19 protein-coding genes and 1 tRNA gene are annotated in these 20,818 nt (G+C 54.5%); 9 read left to right on the forward strand and 11 right to left on the reverse strand.

Annotated features, from left to right (window positions below):
* Positions 1-507: 507 nt before the first annotated feature.
* From clpB to rluD, 3 genes are all read right to left on the reverse strand, one after another.
* Entirely contained in the window at positions 508-3,081 is a 2,574-nt protein-coding gene (gene clpB / locus G506_RS0105395) for an ATP-dependent chaperone ClpB (RefSeq protein ID WP_028115974.1), read from the reverse strand.
* A gap of 116 nt (positions 3,082-3,197) precedes the next feature.
* On the reverse strand, positions 3,198-3,932 hold the full coding sequence (pgeF, locus tag G506_RS0105400) for a peptidoglycan editing factor PgeF (RefSeq protein ID WP_028115975.1): 735 nt from the start codon (positions 3,930-3,932) through the stop codon (positions 3,198-3,200).
* A gap of 31 nt (positions 3,933-3,963) precedes the next feature.
* On the reverse strand, positions 3,964-4,935 hold the full coding sequence (rluD, locus tag G506_RS0105405; RefSeq protein ID WP_028115976.1) for a 23S rRNA pseudouridine(1911/1915/1917) synthase RluD: 972 nt from the start codon (positions 4,933-4,935) through the stop codon (positions 3,964-3,966).
* 121 nt (positions 4,936-5,056) lie between these two features.
* Between rluD and G506_RS0105410 the strand changes: the two genes are divergently transcribed.
* Entirely contained in the window at positions 5,057-5,821 is a 765-nt protein-coding gene (locus G506_RS0105410) for an outer membrane protein assembly factor BamD (protein WP_028115977.1), read from the forward strand.
* A 153-nt stretch (positions 5,822-5,974) separates the two neighbouring features.
* Here the strand turns inward: G506_RS0105410 and hpt are convergent, their stop codons facing one another.
* From hpt to G506_RS0105430, 4 genes are read right to left on the reverse strand one after another with little or no spacing between them, the layout of a single operon-like run.
* Positions 5,975-6,514 (reverse strand): hypoxanthine phosphoribosyltransferase, encoded by a 540-nt coding sequence (hpt, locus tag G506_RS0105415; RefSeq protein WP_028115978.1) that lies wholly within the window; start codon positions 6,512-6,514, stop codon positions 5,975-5,977.
* A gap of 16 nt (positions 6,515-6,530) precedes the next feature.
* Positions 6,531-7,184, reverse strand: a complete 654-nt coding sequence (locus tag G506_RS0105420) for a flavin prenyltransferase UbiX (protein ID WP_028115979.1) — start codon at positions 7,182-7,184, stop codon at positions 6,531-6,533.
* Positions 7,171-8,538 (reverse strand): UDP-N-acetylmuramate:L-alanyl-gamma-D-glutamyl-meso-diaminopimelate ligase, encoded by a 1,368-nt coding sequence (gene mpl, locus G506_RS0105425; RefSeq protein WP_028115980.1) that lies wholly within the window; start codon positions 8,536-8,538, stop codon positions 7,171-7,173. Before mpl ends, G506_RS0105420 begins: the two co-directional genes overlap by 14 nt.
* A gap of 47 nt (positions 8,539-8,585) precedes the next feature.
* Positions 8,586-9,512, reverse strand: coding sequence for a LysR family transcriptional regulator (locus G506_RS0105430; RefSeq protein WP_028115981.1), 927 nt, complete (start codon positions 9,510-9,512; stop codon positions 8,586-8,588).
* A 91-nt stretch (positions 9,513-9,603) separates the two neighbouring features.
* On the opposite strand from G506_RS0105430, the gene G506_RS0105435 reads away from it, so the two are divergent.
* From G506_RS0105435 to ppa, 5 genes are all read left to right on the forward strand, one after another.
* On the forward strand, positions 9,604-10,497 hold the full coding sequence (locus tag G506_RS0105435; RefSeq protein ID WP_028115982.1) for a DMT family transporter: 894 nt from the start codon (positions 9,604-9,606) through the stop codon (positions 10,495-10,497).
* A gap of 72 nt (positions 10,498-10,569) precedes the next feature.
* The gene (locus tag G506_RS0105440) at positions 10,570-11,868 is read left to right on the forward strand and encodes a Na+/H+ antiporter NhaC family protein (protein ID WP_028115983.1); all 1,299 of its coding nucleotides are present in this window, start codon (positions 10,570-10,572) and stop codon (positions 11,866-11,868) included.
* Positions 11,869-11,986: 118 nt separating this feature from the next.
* Entirely contained in the window at positions 11,987-12,304 is a 318-nt protein-coding gene (locus tag G506_RS0105445; protein ID WP_028115984.1) for a hypothetical protein, read from the forward strand.
* Between the two features lie 140 nt (positions 12,305-12,444).
* The gene (locus G506_RS0105450; RefSeq protein ID WP_028115985.1) at positions 12,445-13,410 is read left to right on the forward strand and encodes a class 1 fructose-bisphosphatase; all 966 of its coding nucleotides are present in this window, start codon (positions 12,445-12,447) and stop codon (positions 13,408-13,410) included.
* A gap of 89 nt (positions 13,411-13,499) precedes the next feature.
* Positions 13,500-14,030, forward strand: coding sequence for an inorganic diphosphatase (ppa, locus tag G506_RS0105455; protein WP_028115986.1), 531 nt, complete (start codon positions 13,500-13,502; stop codon positions 14,028-14,030).
* An 11-nt stretch (positions 14,031-14,041) separates the two neighbouring features.
* Here ppa and G506_RS0105460 read toward each other — a convergent pair whose 3' ends face one another.
* Positions 14,042-15,184 (reverse strand): tetratricopeptide repeat protein, encoded by a 1,143-nt coding sequence (locus G506_RS0105460; RefSeq protein WP_028115987.1) that lies wholly within the window; start codon positions 15,182-15,184, stop codon positions 14,042-14,044.
* A gap of 85 nt (positions 15,185-15,269) precedes the next feature.
* Between G506_RS0105460 and G506_RS18910 the strand changes: the two genes are divergently transcribed.
* Positions 15,270-16,451, forward strand: a complete 1,182-nt coding sequence (locus G506_RS18910) for an MFS transporter (protein WP_035387065.1) — start codon at positions 15,270-15,272, stop codon at positions 16,449-16,451.
* Positions 16,452-16,540: 89 nt separating this feature from the next.
* Complete coding sequence (locus tag G506_RS0105470; protein ID WP_028115988.1) at positions 16,541-17,362, forward strand: TIGR03899 family protein; 822 nt, start codon at positions 16,541-16,543, stop codon at positions 17,360-17,362.
* Here the strand turns inward: G506_RS0105470 and cobA are convergent.
* A complete protein-coding gene (cobA, locus tag G506_RS0105475; RefSeq protein ID WP_028115989.1) occupies positions 17,311-18,096 on the reverse strand; it encodes a uroporphyrinogen-III C-methyltransferase in 786 nt (261 codons plus the stop codon). The genes G506_RS0105470 and cobA overlap by 52 nt on opposite strands.
* A 308-nt stretch (positions 18,097-18,404) precedes the next feature.
* Here cobA and G506_RS0105480 point away from each other — a divergent pair.
* Positions 18,405-18,481 (forward strand) — tRNA-Pro (locus G506_RS0105480).
* An 875-nt stretch (positions 18,482-19,356) separates the two neighbouring features.
* On the opposite strand, the gene G506_RS0105485 is transcribed toward G506_RS0105480, so the two are convergent.
* On the reverse strand, positions 19,357-19,824 hold the full coding sequence (locus G506_RS0105485; protein ID WP_028115990.1) for a MarR family winged helix-turn-helix transcriptional regulator: 468 nt from the start codon (positions 19,822-19,824) through the stop codon (positions 19,357-19,359).
* Complete coding sequence (locus G506_RS0105490) at positions 19,787-20,812, reverse strand: DUF2955 domain-containing protein (protein WP_051201927.1); 1,026 nt, start codon at positions 20,810-20,812, stop codon at positions 19,787-19,789. Before G506_RS0105490 ends, G506_RS0105485 begins: the two co-directional genes overlap by 38 nt.
* Positions 20,813-20,818 lie beyond the last annotated feature (6 nt).

A 20,818-nucleotide genomic window follows, 5' to 3' on the forward strand; every position in this document is an offset into this window, starting at 1 on the left:
GCTACCGAAGTAACAATCACAGACTACTCAATGAATTCTGATAGATGTTAAATCCGAAGATTCAACATTCTGCATGTTGCATGAACACTTCAGTTTCATCGAGAAAATGATGATTTCTCGTTCCACGTGAGTGCCCACACAGATTGTCTGACTAATTTTTAAAGAGCTTGTCTCGTTCGAGACAGGACGCGCATTCTAGCGTATCCGGTTGGTTCGTCAAGCGTTATTTTCTAACTTCTTTTTCGAACCGGTCGACTTGGTTTTCACTGCGGCGATTTGCTCGCTGTGCCCCGTCGACAGGAGGCGCATTATAGGGAGCTTCGAAATTCCCGCAACCCCTAAAGTGAAGTTTTTTGCATTTTTAGCGCCATTCGCTCATCAATTAAGCGAAACCTCCATTTTAGAATAAAAAATGGATAAAAAAGCCGCGAAATGCGGCTTTTTTACTGGTCAGAGGATGTTGCATCCTTTCTTAATTGTACTAGTGACCCTTCGCACTAACCTTGGTTATTGCTTGAATTGCAGCTGCTCATCAACCACATCAACCTGTATCGGCTGCCCAGGCAGCAAGCTGCCCGCCAAAATTTGTTGCGCCAGTGGGTTTTCCAAACGCTGCTGGATCGCCCGTTTCAGTGGTCTTGCGCCGTAGACTGGATCAAACCCTGCGGCAGCCAGCCACTGTAATGCCTGCGGCGACAGTTGCAGTTGGTACTCTTTGTCAGCCAAGCGCTGCTTTAGTTTGGCCAACTGAATATCGGCAATGTTGGCGATCTGCGCTTGCGCTAATGGGTGGAATACCACGGTTTCATCGACTCGGTTGAGAAACTCTGGACGGAACTGGGTCAGCAGCGCGTCTTGCAGCAATTGCTTAATCTCTTCGTAGGCCAGTTCACCATGGTGCTGTTGGATCTGATCCGAACCCAAGTTGGAGGTCATGATGATAACGGTGTTACGAAAATCCACGGTGCGGCCCTGACCATCGGTTAGACGGCCGTCATCCAGCACTTGCAAGAGAATGTTGAACACATCCGGATGGGCTTTTTCGACTTCATCGAGCAAGATCACCGAATACGGCTTACGGCGCACCGCTTCAGTCAGGTAGCCGCCCTCTTCGTAGCCGACGTAACCTGGAGGCGCGCCCACCAACCGTGCTACCGAGTGTTTCTCCATAAACTCGGACATGTCGATGCGCACCATCGCGTCGTCGGTATCAAACATAAAGTTAGCCAGTGCTTTGGACAGTTCGGTCTTACCAACCCCGGTCGGACCTAAGAATAGGAACGAGCCGATTGGCTGATCCGGCGCCGACAGCCCAGCACGGCTGCGACGAATCGCGTTGGAAACCGCTTCAACCGCTTCAGCTTGCCCCACCACCCGTTGATGCAGGTGCTCCTCCATCCGCAGCAGCTTATCGCGCTCGCCCTCGAGCATATTGGCTACCGGAATGCCGGTAGCTTTGGCCAGCACCTCGGCGATTTCGGCATCGGTCACCTTATTCTTTAGCAGAGTCATCTCCTGCATCTCGGCTTGCGCTGCCAAATCCAGTTTGCGCTCTAATTCTGGAATGCGGCCGTATTGCAGTTCTGACATTGCTTGTAGATCGGTGGCGCGACGGGCCACTTCCAATTGCTGCCGCGCTTGGTCCAGTTCCGCTTTAATGTCATGGCTGCCCGCCAGAGCGGCTTTTTCGCTACGCCAGATCTCATCCAGTTCGCCAAATTCACGCTCGAGCTTGTCCAGTTGCTCATTCAGCAGCTCTAACCGTTTGCGACTGCCGTCGTCGGACTCTTTCTGCAGCGCCTGCTGTTCCAGCTTTAACTGAATGATCCGTCGCTCCAGTCGATCCAGCGATTCCGGTTTAGAGTCAATTTCTAAGCGGATCGAAGATGCCGCCTCGTCAATTAGATCGATCGCTTTGTCCGGTAGCTTACGATCAGAGACATAGCGATGGGATAAGGTCGCCGCCGCCACAATCGCCGGATCGGTGATCTCGACATTGTGGTGCAGTTCATAGCGCTCTTTTAAGCCGCGCAAAATGGCGATGGTGTCTTCAACGCTCGGTTCATCCACCAGCACTTTCTGGAATCGACGCTCCAACGCCGCGTCTTTCTCTACATATTGGCGATACTCATCCAACGTCGTGGCGCCAACACAGTGCAGTTCACCACGAGCCAGCGCAGGCTTAAGCATATTGCCAGCGTCCATGGCACCATCGGCTTTACCGGCGCCGACCATGGTGTGCAGTTCGTCGATAAACAAAATGACCCGGCCCTCTTCTTTGGCCAGTTCATTCAACACCGCTTTCAGTCGTTCTTCGAATTCGCCACGGTACTTAGCGCCCGCGAGCAACGCGCCCATATCCAACGACAATACCCGCTTGTCTTTTAAGCCTTCGGGCACTTCGCCATTGACGATCCGCTGCGCTAAACCCTCGACGATGGCGGTTTTACCTACCCCTGGCTCGCCAATCAACACTGGGTTGTTTTTGCTGCGACGCTGCAGCACTTGAATGGTGCGACGGATCTCATCGTCGCGGCCGATCACTGGATCGAGCTTGCCGGATTCGGCACGCTCGTTCAGATCGATGGTGTATTTGCTTAAGGCTTGGCGCTGATCTTCGGCGCCGGCGCTATCAACCCCAGCACCACCACGTACCGAAGCGATGGCGTCGTTGAGTTTCTGTTCGCTAACGCCTTGCTGCGCCAGCAGTTGGCCAACCTCCGATTGGCTTTGCAGCAACGCCAACACAAACAGTTCAGAAGAGATAAATTGCTCGTTGCGCTGCTGCGACAGCTTATCGCACAGATTCAGCACTCGAATGGTATCGCGGGACAGTTGCAAGTCGCCGTCGCCACCGCTGACTTTGGCGGTGCGCTCCAAACTTTGTTGCAGTTGTTGCTGCAATTGATTGCTGTCGACTTTAATCAGTTGCAGCAATGGCCGAACACTGCCCCCTTGCTGCTGCAGCAAGGCCAACATGATGTGAGCGGGTTCGATATATTGATGATCCAATCCCAGCGCCAACGATTGCGCATCGCTGATCGCCTGTTGCAGCTTGTTGGTCATTTTATCTAAACGCATGGCACACCTCTGAAGATGAATTAGTTACTCAATTCAGATGGGGGCATTTAGCAATGATTCAAGCATCACCTTTGGCAAAGGCGGTGACGCTTGATCCAAATCAGCGGCGTTGAGGTTTAGCGTAATAAGCCAATGAGGCTGGCTTGGCGACCGGTAGTGCCGCTGCGACGGTAGGAGTAAAAACGGGAAGGATCGCTGACGGTACAAAGATCGCCACCGTAAATTTGGCTGACGCCAATCGCCTGCAAACGCCGTCGTGCCAGCGCATAGATATCGGCCAGATATTTACCGTTATGCTGGCGAGTAAAGGCGCTAGCGGCAGCCGCTTGCTTATCAATGAAGGCTTGCCGAACCTCAGCGCCCACCTCAAAGCAACTGGGGCCGATGGCCGGACCAAGCCACGCCAGTAACTGATTGGCGTCGGCGCTAAAGCCGGTCACGGCTTGCTCGATAATGCCATCACAGAGGCCACGCCAACCGGCGTGCACTGCCGCCACTTCGCGCCCAGCGACATCGCACAACAACAGCGGCAAACAATCAGCGGTCATCACCGCACAAAATTGCTGAGGCTGATTGCTGTAACTGGCATCCGCTTCAGGGGCAGCGGCCGCCTCTGACAGCGGCAAATTCAACACCGTGGTGCCGTGCACTTGGCTGAGCCATTGGATCTGCGCATCCGCCGGCAGACGCTGCTGCACTATGGCGCGGTTAGCGGCGACCAACTCGGGGTGGTCGCCGACGTGATCGCCAAGGTTTAAGCCACGAAAAGCAGCAATCGATCGACCACCAAAGCGGGTTGTCGACAGCGCCAATACATTGCTAGGAGCAGGCCAATCGGGGCGTAACCACATGCGCTTAGTTCCTGAGACTTGTTCCTAAGACTTAGTAGTCCATGCCTTTGTCGATGGTGTCTTCACGCAGCAACGCGGTCAGACGCACCATATCTTCAGGGATTGGCGCTTGCCACTGCATCATTTCACCAGTGATTGGGTGCTCTAAGCGCAGCATCGCCGCGTGCAGTGCCTGACGACCGAAGAACCGCATGGTGTCGCGCAGCTCTTCAGAAGCGCCACGCAGCGGGCGAGGACGGCCCAAGTACAGCGGATCGCCAACCAGTGGATGACCAATGTGGGCCATATGCACGCGGATTTGGTGCGTACGACCGGATTCCAAGCGCAGACGCAGCAACGTGTGAGCGCGGAACTTCTCTTTCACACGGTAGTGGGTTACCGCTTCTTTACCCAGTTCGGTTACCGCCATGTGGGTACGACGCTGTGGGTGACGGCCAATTGGCTCATCCACGGTACCGCCAGCGGTCATCATGCCGCAGGCCACCGCTTCGTATTCACGGGTAATTTCACGGGCTTGCAGCTTGGCCACCAGGTGGGTCTGCGCTGGTACGGTCTTGGCAATTACCATCAAACCGGTGGTGTCTTTATCCAGACGGTGAACGATACCGGCACGCGGTACGTTGACGATCTCAGGATAGTGGTGCAGCAACGCATTCAAGATGGTGCCATCGTGGTTGCCAGCACCAGGGTGAACCACCAAATCGGTTGGCTTGTTGATCACCAAAATGTGCTCGTCTTCGAAGACGATGTTCAGCGGAATATCCTGCGGGCGCGAGGAGACCTCCTCTTGCAGTTCAGCGCGGATCAAAATTTCTTCGCCGCCGCGCACTTTTTCACGCGGCTTGGCGGCAATTTTGCCGTCCAGTTGAACTTTTTCCGCCAGGATCCACTCTTTAATACGACTACGGGAGTAGTCAGGGAAACACTCCGCCAGTGCTTGATCGAGCCGTTGGCCCAACTGGGAGAATTGGATGTTTCCTGTTAATTCAATGTTTTGTGTCATAGTCTCTGGCTTAGTCCGCGGGGACTCGAATTCGTAATCAGTTCTGTTAGAATCGCTCAGATTGCATTTTATCGCTTTTTTCCGTGCACAGGCACGGCTTGTTTAGGGATCGACACCACCCATGCGCAAACTAACCGCTTCGGCGCTCTTAGCCCTCAGTAGTCTGGTTCTGGTGACCGGCTGTTCTTCGAACGACCAAGACAGTGGCTATCAGGTGGAAAATAAGACCCCCGAAGCGCTGTATGCCGATGCGCGTGCCGCGATGGAACTGGGCAATTTCACTAAAGCGACCCAAGTACTGGAAGCCTTGGACAGCCGCTACCCTTTTGGTCCGCACAAGACCCAAGTGCAGTTGGATCTGATCTTCGCTTATTACAAGCTAGAGGATAGCGCCAATGCGCTGGCCAACATCGACCGTTTTATCCGCCTAAACCCAACCCATAAAGATATCGATTACGTCTACTACATGCGTGGCCTCACCAACATGCAGGCGGATCAATACCTGTTCCATGAGTTGATGGGCATCGATCGCAGCGATCGCGATCCAACCGCGGCGATTGAAGCGTTTCGCGATTTTGAGCAGTTAGTCAAAGCTTACCCCAACAGCCGCTACAGCCCGGACGCCCAACAGCGGATGCGCTTTTTGAAAAACCGCTTAGGTAACTACGAACTGCAAGTCGCTGAATACTACGTCTACATGGACACTTGGATTGCCGCCGCCAACCGCGCCCAACTGATCTTAGAGAAGTATTCCGATACCCCAGCCACCGAGCGCGCGCTGGAGATCATGGTGCAGGCCTACGACAAACTGGGGCAACAGACCTTGCGGGATCACGCCAAGCAGGTATTGGCGACCAACTACCCCAACAATAAGTTGGCGCAGTAGCGTAACCGCTGGGACAAATCTCGCCCAATAAAAAGCCGCCCTATGGATTCATAGGGCGGCTTTTTAGTCGCTCGCGCTGCGCTTATGGCGCCGGAGCAACCGTCTCAATCAAGGCTTTCACCACAACATGAGACGGTTAACCAAGCAATACGATTACGCTGGGTTTACTTTGGCGATGTAAGGCAGCTGACGGTAGCTTTCAGCGTAATCCAGACCGTAACCGATAACGAACTCATCTGGAATTTCACGACCTACGTAATCCACTGGCACGTCAACAACGCGGCGGGATGGCTTGTCCAGGAAGGTACAGATCTTCAAGCTGGCTGGCTCACGGCTCAGCAGCAGTTCGCGTACTTTGGACAAGGTACGGCCGGTATCGATGATGTCTTCCACCAACATCACGTGACGACCACGGATGCTGTTGGCCAGATCCATTACGATCTTCACATCACCGCTGGACTCGGTGCCACCGTGGTAGGAGGATGCGGTCATAAAGTCGAAATGGACGTCACCAGTCAGACGACGAGCCAAGTCGCTCATTACCACCACAGAACCTTTCAGCAGGCCAACCAGCAGTAGGTTGTCAACGTCAGCGTAATCTTGATTGATCTTCGCTGCCACGGTATCCAGGATCTGACCGATCTCCTCTTCAGAGATCATTACTTCGTAGTTCAGCTGGTTCAGTTTGCTCATTTGGTTAGCCTTCGGCTTAATTCGATTGTGTAGGTGTACCGTAGCCCCAACGGCGGCTAAGGTGATGTTCTATCTGTAGGTGGTCGAGGATCCGTGCCACCATAAAATCCACCAGATCGTCGATTGACTGCGGCTGGTGATAAAACCCCGGTGCCGCCGGCATAATGACTGCGCCCAGGTTGCTGAGTTTCAGCATATGCTCCAGATGGATACTGTTAAACGGCGTTTCCCGCGGCACCAACAACAGTTGGCCTCGTTCTTTCAGCACCACATCGGCAGCACGTTCAATCAGGTTGTTACTCATGCCAGTAGCAACCGCCGCCAGCGTACCGGTAGAACAGGGACAGATCACCATCTGTCGCGGCGCACCAGAGCCAGAGGCTACCGGCGAAAACCATTGCTCTTTACCGTACACTCGCAGTTGCCCCGGTGCCGCACCCAACTGCTCGGATAACAGTTGTTCACAGGCTTCCGGCGAGCCCGGCAGTTTCAGCCCTTGCTCTTCGGCGAGTACCACCCGCGCCGCTGATGAAATCATCAGATGCACGTTGCGGCCGGATTCTAGCAGACAACGCAATAAGCGCAGCCCATATGGCGCGCCGGACGCCCCAGTAAACGCCAAAGTGATGCTTTGGTCACGCTTTTGTGCGCTTTGGTCACGCTGATGCATGAATCGCCCTCAACTTGTCGATCAATCGCTGATGGATGCTGTCAAAACCGCCATTACTCATGATCACCAACTGGTCGCCAGCGGTAATTTGTGTGAGCAACTGTTCGATAATGGCGTCGACGCTAGCCAGCACTTGAGTTGGGGTTGGGCCATTGGCCATCGCCGCCGCCACATCCCAATCCACCGAGCCCGGCGCCAGCATAAAGGCCAAGTCGGCCTCGGCTAAGGACGCCGCCAAGGTATGCTGATGTACGCCCTGTTTCATGGTGTTCGAACGAGGCTCCAACACCGCAATCACGCGGCCTCGGTCGCCGATGCGCTGACGGACGCCATTCAAGGTGGTGGCGATCGCCGTTGGGTGGTGAGCAAAATCGTCATAGATGGCGATGCCACCGATTTCCGCCCGCAGCTCTAAACGCCGCTTCGGCCCTTGGAACTTGGCCAGAGACGCCAAGCCATCGGCGGGACGAACCCCGACATGACGCGCCGCCGCCAGCGCCGCCAAGGCGTTGCTGATGTTGTGATCGCCAATCAGGTTCCACGCTAGCTGACCTTGCAGTTGCCCCTCAAGATAGACCTCAAAGGCGCTGCCATCGGCTGTCAGTTTGCGCGCTTGCCAGCCTCGGTCATCCCCCAGCAATTGTTGCTGACTCCAGCAGCCCATGGCGATGGTGTCGGTGATCGATGCCATCGGCGGATGCAGCACCAAGCCACTGCTTGGCACCATCCGCAGCAAGTGATGGAACTGACGCTGAATGTCTTTAAGGGAATCAAAGATGTCGGCGTGATCAAATTCGAGGTTGTTGATCACCAGAGTCCGTGGTCGGTAGTGAACGAACTTAGAACGCTTATCGAAAAAGGCGCTGTCGTACTCATCGGCTTCGACCACAAAAAACGGATCATCGGTCAGTCGTGCCGACAGGCCAAATTCACGCACTACCCCACCAATTAAGAAGCTCGGGTTTAAACCGTTGTCTTCCAATAACCACGCCAGCATCGAGGCGGTGGTGGTTTTACCGTGAGTGCCAGACACCGCCAGCACCCATTTGCCAGGCAAAATATGCTCGGCTAAAAACTGTGGGCCAGAGGTATAAGGAATGCCACGATCCAGCACCGCCTCAACGCAGGGATTGCCGCGGCTCATGGCGTTGCCAATCACCACCAAATCTGGCTGTGGCTGAAGTTGCGCCGGATCATAGCCTTCGATCAGTTCAATCCCTTGCTGCTCAAGCTGAGTGCTCATTGGCGGGTAAACGTTGGCATCGCTGCCGGTGATCTTATGCCCTTGCTGGCGCGCCAGCAGGGCTAGGCCGCCCATAAAGGTGCCGCAGATCCCCAAAATATGAATGTGCATCGTCAGTGCTGTCCGTCTGGTACTGGCGGTTGATATTAGGCGTCAGTCTACCCGATTGCTGCGGCGCTGACAGCAGTGCTGGCACTGCCGTACTGAAGGCTTTGCTGCTGCAACCAATGCAGCAGCAATAACAACTGTGGTTGGCGCTGCCGACTGGCTTTGTAAACAAAGTAGAAGCTATCCCCAGTCAGCAGTTCCGGCAGCGGGATCCGCACTAAGTCGTGGCTCGCCAAGTCATCCAGCATGTAGTGATTGACCAAGGCAATGCCCTGATCAAAGCGGGCCGCTTCCGCCGCCAGCAGCATGTGGCTCAGATGCTGAAACTGCACCTCTGACGGCAATTGCCAGCCGTTATGCTGACACCAGCGGCGCCAATCTTCTTGCGGCGCGCCAAAACTGGATTGCACCGATAGCAGTGGTTGCGACCACAACGCCTGCGGCAAAGGTTGCTGCTGCAACTGTTGCCACGTGCGCTGACCGCAAACTGGCAGTAAGCGTTCTTGATAGAGTTGCTGGCAGATCATGCCGCTGCTGGGTGGCTTTACGGTAATAAAGCAGTCGCCCAGCTGATCACTGCATTGGGGATTGTCGGCCACCATATTCAGGCTCAGCTGCAACTCGGGATGCTGCTGTTTCAACAGCGGCAACCTTGGGATCAACCACTTCACCGCTAACGAGCTGTACAACGCCAAGCGGATCGGGCCGCCGCTGCCGTCGCGAAAAACGCTGGCGGCATTGGCCAACTGCAATAGCGCTTGGGCAGTTTGTTCATAAAAGCGTTGTCCCGATGGCGTTAACGACCAATGTCGTCCCTGCCTGGCCAGCAGTGGCTCGCCAAGATAATCCTCTAACTGCCGAACCTGATGGCTGACGGCACTTTGGGTGATGTGCAGCGCTTGGGCGGCCAACGAAAAGCTGTTTAAACGGACCACCGCTTCAAAGCATTGGGTGGCACGCAGGGGCGGCAACTTCATGAATCAAACTAATAAAGAGTTAATTTTCATCATTATACATCACCCAAAGCCGGCACTACCCTGAGCTTTTATTGCTGCTTAACCCCCTATCATGCACCCACTTTCTCCCCGCAATGGCATGTTGCTGCTGGTGCTGGCTAACCTCGCCAGCGTTGTCTCAGATCTGTGTATCAAAGTGGGCGGCGCCCAAATGCCGATATTTCAGTTTGTGTTGTTTCGGCAATTGGCCTCGCTGGTGTTGCTGGCGCCGTTACTGTGGTGGTTGCCCCAAGGCCGCTGGCGTCAGGGACTGCACTGGCACGCCTTACGGGCTCACGTGTTTGTTCTCGGCGCCCTGTGCATGGTGCCGGCCTTGGCTCACCTACCAATCGCCTCCGCCAGCGCACTGTTTCACTCCACCCCGCTACTGATGTTGCCGCTGGCCTACTGGTGGTATCGAGAGTCATTAACCACCGCCGCCATCACCGCCACCATCATTGGCTTTATCGGCGTATTGGTGATCGTACAGCCGACCGAGTTCAACCTCGGTGCCATTGCGGCGCTGATGGTGGCGCTGTCGATCGCGGTTAATAACCTGCTGATACGACAATTGCCCAGTCAGCATACGGTGTTGCAAACCCTGTTTCTGACCAATTTGTTAGGAGTCCCCGCCACTTTTGCCTTGGCAATGGCGGATAACCAGCCTTGGGATTTCAGCATTATCGATACCGCGATCGGCTCCAGCGCGGCGCTGCTACTGTTTACCGGATTGTGCGTGATCGCCTTTCGTCGCTGCGCCAGCAGCCAAATCGCCAGCGCCGAATACACCGCCTTGGTGTGGGCCGCAATCGTGGGTCTGCTGTGGTTCGACGAACCATTAACCGTACCGATGCTGGCCGGGGCGGCCCTAATCGTTATCCCGATGTTGTGGTTAGAGTGGCAATCGCGCCCGAGCCGATTAATCACTGAAACCGTGCTGACTGCGCAGAACACAAAAGACGTTTAGACGTCCATATTGACGGACGGCCATGACTTGCGTATTGTGCCGCCACTGAATTATCCATTAGGCAGAACCACCATGAGCGCACCGATCGCCGCTGCTACCCCGAAAGCCCTGTTGCCACTGATGCTTTACCTAGCGATCTATGTCGGCACCGGTGCCTACTTTCATGCGCAAGGCACCGACTTTGCTTTCTATCAGTTGTCGCCAGTTATCGCCATTTTACCGGCGATCATCTTGGCCGTGCTGATGAGCAAGCAGCGTCTTAATGACGCCATCGATACCTTTATGAAAGGGATTGGCGATCACAACATCATCGCCATGTGCCTGATCTACCTACTGGCTGGCGCGTTTGCGGCGGTCGGTAAAGCCACCGGTGGTGTCGATGCCACCGTGGCTCTGGGTCTGCACCTGATCCCAGCGGCGTTGCTGCTGCCGGGGATCTTTGTGATTAGTGCCTTTATCTCGACCGCAATGGGCACCTCAATGGGTACCATTGCGGCAGTTGCACCCGTTGCCCTAGGCATTGCTGAACAAGCGGGCTTTGATTACGCGCTGATGGCAGGGGTGGTGCTTTCTGGTGCGATCTTTGGTGACAACCTGTCGATCATCTCCGATACCACCATCGCCGCGACTCGTACCCAAGGCGCGCAGATGAAAGACAAGTTCCGCGAAAACTTGTGGATCGCCCTACCGGCGGCATTGATCACTTTGGTGCTGTTTGGCTTCTCTGCCAGCGGCAATGCTAGCATCGAACCACAGACCATCGAACTGACTAAAGTGTTGCCATACCTATCAATTCTGGTTTTGGCCGTCGCCGGTTTAAACGTGTTTTTGGTGCTGACCATCGGCGTCCTGCTGGCTGGCGGGGTGGCATTTGCGTCCGGCGACTATGGCTTTATGACCTTTGGCCAAGACATCTACAAAGGCTTTAGCAACATGCAGGAGATCTTTATCCTGTCGATGTTGGTTGGTGGCCTCGCGGCACTGATGAAACAGCAAGGTGGCTTGGCGTGGATCACCGCCAAGATCAGCGGCTGGATCGGCAGTCACAGCAATCCGAAATCCGCCGAACTGGGCATTGGCGCGCTGGTGGCCGCAACCAACGTTTGTATCGCCAACAACACCGTATCGTTGATTGTTGCCGGCCCGGTTGCCAAAGAGCTGGCCGAGCAACACCAGGTTAGCCCACGTCGCAGCGCCGCCACCTTGGACATCTTCGCTTGCATTATCCAAGGCCTGCTGCCGTATGGCGCGCAAGCATTGTTATTGGCATCCACCTTTGCGATCTCGCCACTGGCGGTCGCCAGCTACGGTTGGTACTGCTTTATTCTGACCGCAGTCGCCATCGCAACCATTTTGTTGCGTAAGCGCTAACCGCGGGAACCTTTGCGACTTAGCAAAGACTAACGACTACGCCAACCACGGCGGCCACCCATCGGGTCGCCGCCGTTTTTGATACACTCAGCCCTCTGAACTTAATCCGCACCTGACTATGTTTACTCCACGCCAACTCGCCAAATTAGGCTTGATCCTGTACTTCATCGCCTTTGCGGTGCTGTTTGTGCCCTTTGCTTTTGTTAGCGAAGCTGACGAAATGGCTAAACTGATCCGCGACAATGGCAACAGTGCGCTGAATATCGCCGGCTTGATTGCCTTAGGCGCGGTCGCCATTAACTTTACTGGCTTACTGCTGACCCTGAAAATGGTCATTGGCCGACAATCACCCACCCTACTTGGGGCACTGGGCAATCTGCTGCCATTGCTACTAGTACTGGTGGTGTTAATCCGCTACAACGTGATTATGCTGTGAGCAATCACACAAGCGTAATCAATTGAAATACTATTGAAACTCGGCTCAAGCAGCCGAGTTTTTGTTATTTTGATCAGCGCTTAAACCCGCTATCATGCGCGGCGATTCCCAATTTCACATAACTTCACAGGACTGTGAGCATGCAAATTCTGAGTGACTACCTAAAGCAGACTGGTGTTGATGCTAACCTGCAATCCCTGATTGCCACCTTGGCCGACTGCAGTGTCGAGATCAGCCAACTGGTGCGCGGCGGCGCCCTAGCCGGCGTGCTTGGGGCAACCGAATCAGAGAACGTTCAGGGTGAAACTCAGAAGAAGCTGGATGTGATCGCCAACGATCTGATCAAAGACAAACTGGCGGCACAACCACTGGTGAAAGCCTTGGCCTCGGAAGAGGAAGATCATGTGGTGGCTTGCCATGCCGATGGCCACTATCTGGTGAGCTTCGATCCACTGGATGGTTCGTCCAACATCGACATTAACTCTTTGGTTGGCACCATTTTCTCGGTACTGCCAGCGCAAGCGGGCATCGACGGCGAACAAGCCTTTATGCAAGCCGGCCGCAACCAAGTGCTGGCCTGCTACATGCTGTACGGTCCAGCCACAGTAATGGCATTGACCACCGGCAACGGCACCCAAATGTTCAGCCTCGATCCAACCGACAACCAGTTCAAACTGGTGGATGGCGCGGTACAAGTACCAGCGGATACCAGTGAATTTGCCATCAACATGTCCAATCAGCGTTTTTGGCAAGCGCCAATGCAGCAGTACATTGCCGATCTGCTGGTGGGCAAAGAGGGGCCGCGCGGCAAAAACTTCAACATGCGCTGGATCGCAGCGATGGTTGGTGACGTGCATCGGGTGCTCAGCCGTGGCGGTTTGTTCACCTACCCAACCGACACCAAGGATCCAAACAAACCATTTAAGCTGCGGCTAATGTACGAAGCCAACCCAATGGCGCTGCTGGTTGAGCAAGCCGGCGGCATCGCCAGCACCGGTTATGAAACCATTTTGGATATCCAGCCAAACCACATTCACCAGCGAGTAGCAGTGATCTTAGGCTCACGTCATGAAGTGGCGGAATGCTTGGCGTACCATAGCCGCTGATCCTTCTACCTACCGCCTATTAACGAGTTGTTAATAGGCGGTTATACTCAGCGGCAATCTATCGTTCATACACTACAAGGATGCCGTACATGAGCTTGAATGATGTGCCTGCGGGCAAAAGTCTGCCTGATGATATCTATGTGATCATCGAGATCCCTGCCAATCATGACCCCATCAAATACGAAGTCGACAAAGACAGCGGTGCGCTGTTTGTTGATCGCCTGATGAAGTCACCAATGTTCTACCCAGCCAATTACGGCTACGTGAATCAAACCCTGTCGCTGGATGGCGATCCGGTTGATGTCTTGGTTCCGACGCCGTTTCCACTGCAGCCAGGCAGCGTAATCCGTTGCCGCCCAGTAGGGGTGCTGAACATGACCGATGAATCCGGCGAAGACGCCAAGATCATCGCCGTACCGCACACTAAACTGTCGCAAGAGTACGACCATATCCGCGACATCGACGACGTACCGGCCCTGCTCAAAGCGCAGATCCAACAGTTCTTCGAACGCTACAAAGAGCTGGAAAGCGGCAAGTGGGTGAAGGTGGATGGTTGGGCTGACGCCGCAGCGGCACGCGCCGAAATTTTGAGCTCAGCCGAGCGCTACCACAACGCTTAAACGGCTATCCGTTAACCGCTTCGCAGCGCTGCCAATTTCAGTTGGTAGCGCTGTTTTTCATTTTGTGGCGCCAGTTTGTGTGCCTGACGCATATGCCGCTCACTGAGGCTTAACTGGCCATTACGAAAATACGCGCGGCTGATGCCAAAGTGGAATTCGTGCCGATATTCCGCTAAATCAAGTGCGCGACGGTAGTAGCGCAGCGCCTGTTGATAGTCGCCTCCGCGATAGGCGGCCTCGCCCATATCGAAGTAGTAGTAAGGATTGGCCAAGCGATTCAGTTCTAATCGGGCATGCACCTGCTGCCACTCTTGCAACCGATTTTGACTGCTAAGCAGCAATGCCAAATTATGCAGCGCGTTATTAACCAAATTAGCGCGGATCACATCCGTTGGCGCTAACTCAATGGCGTAACGATAAACCCGTTCCGCCTGCGCCTCGGCACCAACGCGACGGTACAACACCCCTAAGGTGTTCCACAGTTGCACAAACTGCGGATCGATCTGATGCGCCGCTTTCAGCAGTTGATAACTGGCTTGATAGCGCCGTTGTACCAAGGCTTCTGCCGCTAGATTGTTGTAATAGCGAGCCAGCAATTGCGACTCGCTTAAGCTGATGATCTGGTAGCCGCGGATCTGATTGCCTGGCAAAAAATCGACAGTACTGCCACGGCGCTCAAACACAGTGTCGTCGCTGCCGGACTGCAAGCGGATATTGACGTGGCCGTTAATCAGATAAACCCCGCCTTGGCGATCCCACACTGGCGGCGCTTGCACCAGTTGATAGCGGTAGCCGATGCCATTGGCCTTAGCCAACGCGGCGGTCATTACCACCAGCGACATGCAATTACCGCTGCTACTGGCAAAGGTCGCGGCAGCATCGCGGGTTAGGCGACTGTCGTACTGAACTTGGCCATCCTGCTGCAGAAACTCGACCAATGGCCGATGCTGCCCTCGTGGCATCGTCTGTAACGCTCTGCGCATTGCTGGGGTCAGCGCAAAAATCTTTGCCGGTGTCGGCACGGCCGCCGAATTAGCCAGCGGCTCAAACAGCTGATCCTGCCACAGCGAATCGGTGCTGATTTGCGCCTTATCAATCGATGCGCAACCAAACAGCATCCAGCCAATGAGGAAGATGATAAGATGCGTTCTCATTCATCAAGTATAGCCCTGCTCAACTTGATCATCAGGCTGTCATATCGCTGTCACGATCCGCTGGATCCATCAGGAGCTCTCGCTAGTGCAACTCTCCCCTCAGGCCCGTTTGCTGCTCGGCCTAACCTTTATCATGTCGCTGACCTTCGCCACTTGGAATGCGCTACTGAACAACTTTGTGGTCGAGGTCGCCAGCTTTGATGGCGCCCAGATCGGTATGCTGCAATCGCTACGAGAGGTTCCGGGTTTTCTGGCCTTTACTGCGGTTTTTGTGTTGCTGATCCTTAAGGAACAGGTGTTTGCCTTGGTGGCCATGGCACTGATGTGCATCGGCGTGGCACTGACGGGCTACTTCCCGAGCGTTTACGGGCTTTATGCCACCACTCTGCTGATGTCGATCGGCTTTCACTACTACGAAACCATCAACCAATCGCTGACTCTGCAATGGCTGCCAAAAGATCAAGCGGCGGAATTTATGGGCAAAGCGTTGTCGATTAAAGCCGCTGGGGCGTTAGTGGCTTACGGCATGATCTATTTGGGGATGACCTGGCTGGAGTTGGATTACCAGTGGATCTATTTAGCCTCTGGCCTGATGGGGTTAATGGCGCTGGGCTATTTGGTGTATCGCTTCCCAATCTTTAAAGGCGGCGCCACTCAGCACAAAAAGCTGATCATCAAAAAGGACTACTGGCTCTACTACGGTTTGACCTTTTTCTCCGGCGCACGGCGACAGATCTTTGTGGTATTCGCCGGTTTCTTGATGGTCGAAAAATTCGGCTTCAGCGTTACCGACATCACCACCCTATTCTTGGTCAACTACCTGTTTAACCTCACCTGTGCACCGGCGCTGGGCCGCTTTATCAAGCGCTTTGGCGATCGCAACGCGCTGCTGGTGGAATACGTTGGCTTGATTCTGGTGTTTGTCGGCTACGGCTTGGCCGATGAAGCCTGGCAAGCGGCGGTGCTGTACGTTATCGACCATCTGCTGTTTGCTCTAGCCATTGCGATGCGCAGCTACCTGCAAAAGATTGCCGATCCGCAGGATCTGGCCTCGACCTCTTCAGTCAGCTTTACCATCAACCACATCGCCGCGGTATTTATCCCAGCACTGCTTGGCTTGGTATGGTTGAACGACCATTCGCTGGTGTTCTTTATCGGTGCCGGTTTTGCGGTTTGTTCACTGCTACTAAGTCTGTTGGTGCCGAAAGATCCCAATCCAGAGTTGCCATACCTCGGCGGTCGCCGCCGTCCAGTCGAGTCCGCTTAATCGAAGCGCTAACCACTTAAGCTCTCGATACTTAAGCCGATAACTAAGGGGTGATCTAAAAGATCGCCCCTTTTGTTTTCGGAGTCGCCATGTCTGCCACCGCGTCACCAACACAGCCGCCCATTGCCCACAGCAGCGGCCACAGCCATCAAAGCACCCGAGCGGCGGTGCTCGATCTTAGTCGTAAGATTGGTCTAGGACAGGAGCTGGAAGCGTTACCGGAACGAGTCGAATTTCGCCACAACCGTTTACTCGAGCAGTACCAGAGCAATTTAGAAGCGGTGGTGAAACACGCGGTGGCGGGCAGTAACAGCGAAATTGCCAGCCATGAGCTGGATCCCGACTGGTGGCATCAGTTCTCGCAACTGGCCGAACAGATCCACAATCCCAAAATGCAAAAGCTGTGGGGGCAGATCCTCACAGTCGAACTGGCACAGCCACGCAGTTTCGGCTTTAAGGCGCTTGACGCGCTGAAGCGGATGAATCATCGCGATGCCCAGCTGCTGTTGACCGCTGTCAGCTTAAGCGGCCGCTTCGACCAAGATCCGAATCCGATTATCGTCACCGGTTGGCGCAGCGATCCCGCTTGGGGAGGATTGATTGCGGCCGCCGGCGAACAGTTGCCATTAACTACGCTGGGATTGCCCTATTCCGCCATCTTAACCCTACGGGAGTTGGGACTACTGCACGCGGTAGAGATGGAAACTGGCACGTTGCCACAACGACCACTGACACTGCAATTACGTTCACGGCCACTGCAATTGCAACCACAGAACGCCAGAGTGCATCTACGCTATTACCGCTTTAGTCACAGCGGTGAAGAGCTGTCGAAGCTGCTGCAACAGGAAACGCCAAACGACTACATCGCCGCTTTACTAACGTTGGGCAGCAAAGCGCTGCGCTGGAGTTGAGGCTCAAACCAATCTAGTTGCGCCGCTAAATTGACCACCTCACCGATGATGATCGCTGCCGGAGTCGGTACCGCTGCCGCGCTTGCCAGTTCGGTGAGTTGCGCCAAGTTACCGACAATCCGCTGCTGCCCTGGCTGGGTCGCCTGACCCACGATCGCCACCGGCATTTGCGCCGACATGCCCGCAGCCAATAAGCCCTGTTGGATGGTATTCGCCTGCTTTAGCCCCATGTAGATCACCAAGGTATGATTGGCAATCACATAGGGACGCCAATCCTCAACCTGCCCCTGCTTGCCATGGCCGGTTATCAAGGTCACTCCCTGTGCCAACTGCCGGTCGGTAAGTGGCATTGCCCCGTAAGCGCTTAAACCACTGGCGGCGGTGACTCCCGGTACCACTCGATAGCTTAAACCTGCCGCTTTTAGGGCACTAAGCTCTTCAGCTACCCGAGCGAACATCATCGCATCGCCGCCTTTTAAGCGAACCACTCGCAAACCAGCAAGCGCTTTGGCGACCATGACCCGCTCAATCTGGCGCTGATCCATGCTGTGTTTACCGCAGCGCTTACCCACATCGATAATTTCGGCCTCAGCTGGCAACAACTGGCGGATCTCTGCAGAGACCAACGCATCGACCAGAATCACCTCGGCTTGGTTGATCCCATTAATGGCATGCAACGTTAGCAAACCCGGATCGCCGGGGCCGGCACCAATTAGCATCACCGGTTTGGACACTGCAGGCGCAGATTTAGTGGTGAAGGGAACAACATCTGATGGCAGCATCGGCACAACAACATCCTGTTAAGGGTAACGATGCAAGCAGTTTACCCAGCCTCGTTAGAACAGATGAAATAGACAAAGCCTACTTTTTATTCCAAAAGGACATAAATAGTGAACGAGCAACGGCACAGTTGTGCACAAAAACCGCAGTTGTTTCAAAAAGCCGAAATCGGGGCTTGCACAGCAAAGCAAAATCACTAGAATAGCGCCTCGTTGACCGCTACAATGGTCGACCTGCTGTAGAGATACAGCACACAATATGTCGGTGATTAGCGCAGCCTGGTAGCGCATCTGGTTTGGGACCAGAGGGTCAGAGGTTCGAATCCTCTATCACCGACCACTTTCGAAGAAGCCTGCTCATTGAGCAGGCTTTTTTTCGTTTTAACCCCCGATAAGCTGAATAGCGCAGCTTGGCCGTGCATCACAGCTGTTGGCATCGCGGAACAAGAGGATCAGAGATTCGAATCCTCACTAATGCGACAATCCAGCGACCACTTTACGACAAGCCCGTTCATTGAACGGGCTTTTTCGTATCTAAAATCCAAGAACCTGCGGTTCGAATCCTCGCCAATACAACGATCCAGCGACCACTTTCGAAGAAGCCTGCTCATTGAGCAGGCTTTTTTCGTTTCAAGAACTGGCCTTTCCACCAAGAAAGCGATCAGCGCTACTGTTGGTATGACGAAGCCAAGGGTCAGAGGTTCGAATCCTAACTAATGCGACAATCCAGCGACCACTGTGCGATAAGCCCGTTCATTGAACGGGCTTTTTCGTATCTAAAATCCAAGAACCTGCGGTTCGAATCCTCGCTAATACAACGATCCAGCGACCACTTTCGAACAAGCCTGCTCATTGAGCAGGCTTTTTTCGTTTATATGACCGATAAGCTGATTAGCGCAGCTTGGCCGCACATCGCAGCTATTGGCATCGCGGAACAAGAGGGTCAGAGGTTCGAATCCTCACTAATACGACAATCCAGCGCCCACTTTGCGACAAGCCCGTTCATTGAACGGGCTTTTTCGTATCTAAAACCCAAGAACCTGCGGTTCGAATCCTCGCTAATACAACGATCCAGCGACCGAGTTCGAGCAGGCGTAGAGCGAGAGCGTTATCGCCTGCCGCTTGGTTGATCAGTTGGTTAGCACTGAATCCTGACCCAGCACCGCCATCCAAAAAAGCCAGCCTCAAGGGCTGGCTACTATTACGGCGCCGTTGTTAGTCGGTCACCAAATCCACGCGCACTAACTTACTCAGTAGCTGTTGCAACTGCTGCTGTTCAGCATCGCTTAGAGGACTGCGAAACTGCTGATTTAGCTCAGCAACCAGCGGTTTACTGTGGGCGAGCTGTTGCTCACCGGCGGTGGTTAACGACAGCAGTTTAATCTTCTTATTGGTGTTGCTTTTATCGGCCTGCACCAGTCCCAACTTAATGGCGTTATCAGCCAACCGCTTAGTCACCGAGCGATCTCGCATCAGGTAATCCGCCAACTGCTGCTGGGTGATCTGGCCATGCTGCTGCAACACCCGCAGCGCCCCAAACATCTCCAATGAGATCTCACAGCCAACGCTGAGTTGCTGAGCCACCTGCGCGCGGAACTGCTTATACACCAAGCCCATCAAAAACATGGGATTGCGATCCAACTCCTCAATGCCGGTGATCATCCGCGGCTCCTTTGGATCCATAAATTGCTCCTTGAACGGCAAACAACAGCAACAATACCACCAACAGATAGCCGCCCCGATGAAAGGTGTCTTGCAATCCCCAGTCACTGCTACTGAGGTACAGTTGCAGCGGCAGCATAGTACCCAAAAGCCCTTGATTATGCAGTACTCGAACCGCTCCACTGCTGGCGCAGATCCAGTACGCCATCAAGGTCACTAACGCCACTAAGGCGGTGCCATAAACCATAAAGTGACTGTATTGCCCCAACAGCAAGGTGATGAAAATCATCGCCAGCGCGCAGCCGCCAACGTGACCTTGCAAAGTGCTGCGCAGTACCGCTTGATAGCCCTGCCGCTGCACTTGGCCGGCGGCCGTGATCACCGGCATCATGCAAAACGTCGCCGCCGCCAAATCCACCATCATCAAGAACGCTAGGCCACTGCCCAGCAACAACACAAACACCAAACGCTGCTGGTAGGTGGCCGCCATTGGCGCTACGGCCGGTGGCAATGGCCGTTGTGGCACAGGTAAAAATACGCGCACCAGCTGCACCACCACAATGGTCACCAGCAACGCGGTTACCATGCAGCGCAACCATTCGGTCATCGGTACGCTGCTGTGTTGAAAAAACACCACCACCAAAAACCAGTTCAACAATGGGGCCATGGCTCGACTTTGCTTGGCGGGTGTATCAGCCCAACAACGAACCCGATCGAACACAAACAGGCTGATGCTCCAGATCACCGCCGGATGAGCGGCAAAGATGTCACACAACAGCAAAGCACCGGCGGCGGTGGCGATAGTGGGAAGAAACTGTTTTACCAACCCCAGCGGCGAATAATCGCGAACTAGCGTGGCCGCCATCACCGGGAACAGCGCCAAGTGGGCGGAGATCCGCAGTTGCAGTAACCACTGTGCCAACATCCCAAGACTGACGATGGCGCTGATCCACGCCACCTCTTGCCAGTTGACGTTGAAGGCGCTTGGCTTAGTCAAATTGCCAGCCATATTGCC

Source organism: Ferrimonas senticii DSM 18821, from assembly GCF_000422665.1.
GTDB lineage: Bacteria > Pseudomonadota > Gammaproteobacteria > Enterobacterales > Shewanellaceae > Ferrimonas > Ferrimonas senticii.

What these genes read in the sequence shown, in the direction of transcription:
- G506_RS0105490 (WP_051201927.1), bottom strand. Translation starts at nt 20,812, where the DNA reads ATGGCTGGCAATTTGACTAAGCCAAGCGCCTTCAACGTCAACTGGCAA.
- G506_RS0105435 (WP_028115982.1), top strand. Translation starts at nt 9,604, where the DNA reads ATGCACCCACTTTCTCCCCGCAATGGCATGTTGCTGCTGGTGCTGGCT.
- G506_RS0105485 (WP_028115990.1), bottom strand. Translation starts at nt 19,824, where the DNA reads ATGGATCCAAAGGAGCCGCGGATGATCACCGGCATTGAGGAGTTGGAT.
- G506_RS0105445 (WP_028115984.1), top strand. Translation starts at nt 11,987, where the DNA reads ATGTTTACTCCACGCCAACTCGCCAAATTAGGCTTGATCCTGTACTTC.
- G506_RS0105470 (WP_028115988.1), top strand. Translation starts at nt 16,541, where the DNA reads ATGTCTGCCACCGCGTCACCAACACAGCCGCCCATTGCCCACAGCAGC.
- G506_RS0105450 (WP_028115985.1), top strand. Translation starts at nt 12,445, where the DNA reads ATGCAAATTCTGAGTGACTACCTAAAGCAGACTGGTGTTGATGCTAAC.
- clpB (WP_028115974.1), bottom strand. Translation starts at nt 3,081, where the DNA reads ATGCGTTTAGATAAAATGACCAACAAGCTGCAACAGGCGATCAGCGAT.
- rluD (WP_028115976.1), bottom strand. Translation starts at nt 4,935, where the DNA reads ATGACACAAAACATTGAATTAACAGGAAACATCCAATTCTCCCAGTTG.
- G506_RS0105440 (WP_028115983.1), top strand. Translation starts at nt 10,570, where the DNA reads ATGAGCGCACCGATCGCCGCTGCTACCCCGAAAGCCCTGTTGCCACTG.
- G506_RS0105430 (WP_028115981.1), bottom strand. Translation starts at nt 9,512, where the DNA reads ATGAAGTTGCCGCCCCTGCGTGCCACCCAATGCTTTGAAGCGGTGGTC.
- mpl (WP_028115980.1), bottom strand. Translation starts at nt 8,538, where the DNA reads ATGCACATTCATATTTTGGGGATCTGCGGCACCTTTATGGGCGGCCTA.
- G506_RS0105460 (WP_028115987.1), bottom strand. Translation starts at nt 15,184, where the DNA reads ATGAGAACGCATCTTATCATCTTCCTCATTGGCTGGATGCTGTTTGGT.
- pgeF (WP_028115975.1), bottom strand. Translation starts at nt 3,932, where the DNA reads ATGTGGTTACGCCCCGATTGGCCTGCTCCTAGCAATGTATTGGCGCTG.
- G506_RS0105420 (WP_028115979.1), bottom strand. Translation starts at nt 7,184, where the DNA reads ATGCATCAGCGTGACCAAAGCGCACAAAAGCGTGACCAAAGCATCACT.
- G506_RS0105410 (WP_028115977.1), top strand. Translation starts at nt 5,057, where the DNA reads ATGCGCAAACTAACCGCTTCGGCGCTCTTAGCCCTCAGTAGTCTGGTT.
- ppa (WP_028115986.1), top strand. Translation starts at nt 13,500, where the DNA reads ATGAGCTTGAATGATGTGCCTGCGGGCAAAAGTCTGCCTGATGATATC.
- hpt (WP_028115978.1), bottom strand. Translation starts at nt 6,514, where the DNA reads ATGAGCAAACTGAACCAGCTGAACTACGAAGTAATGATCTCTGAAGAG.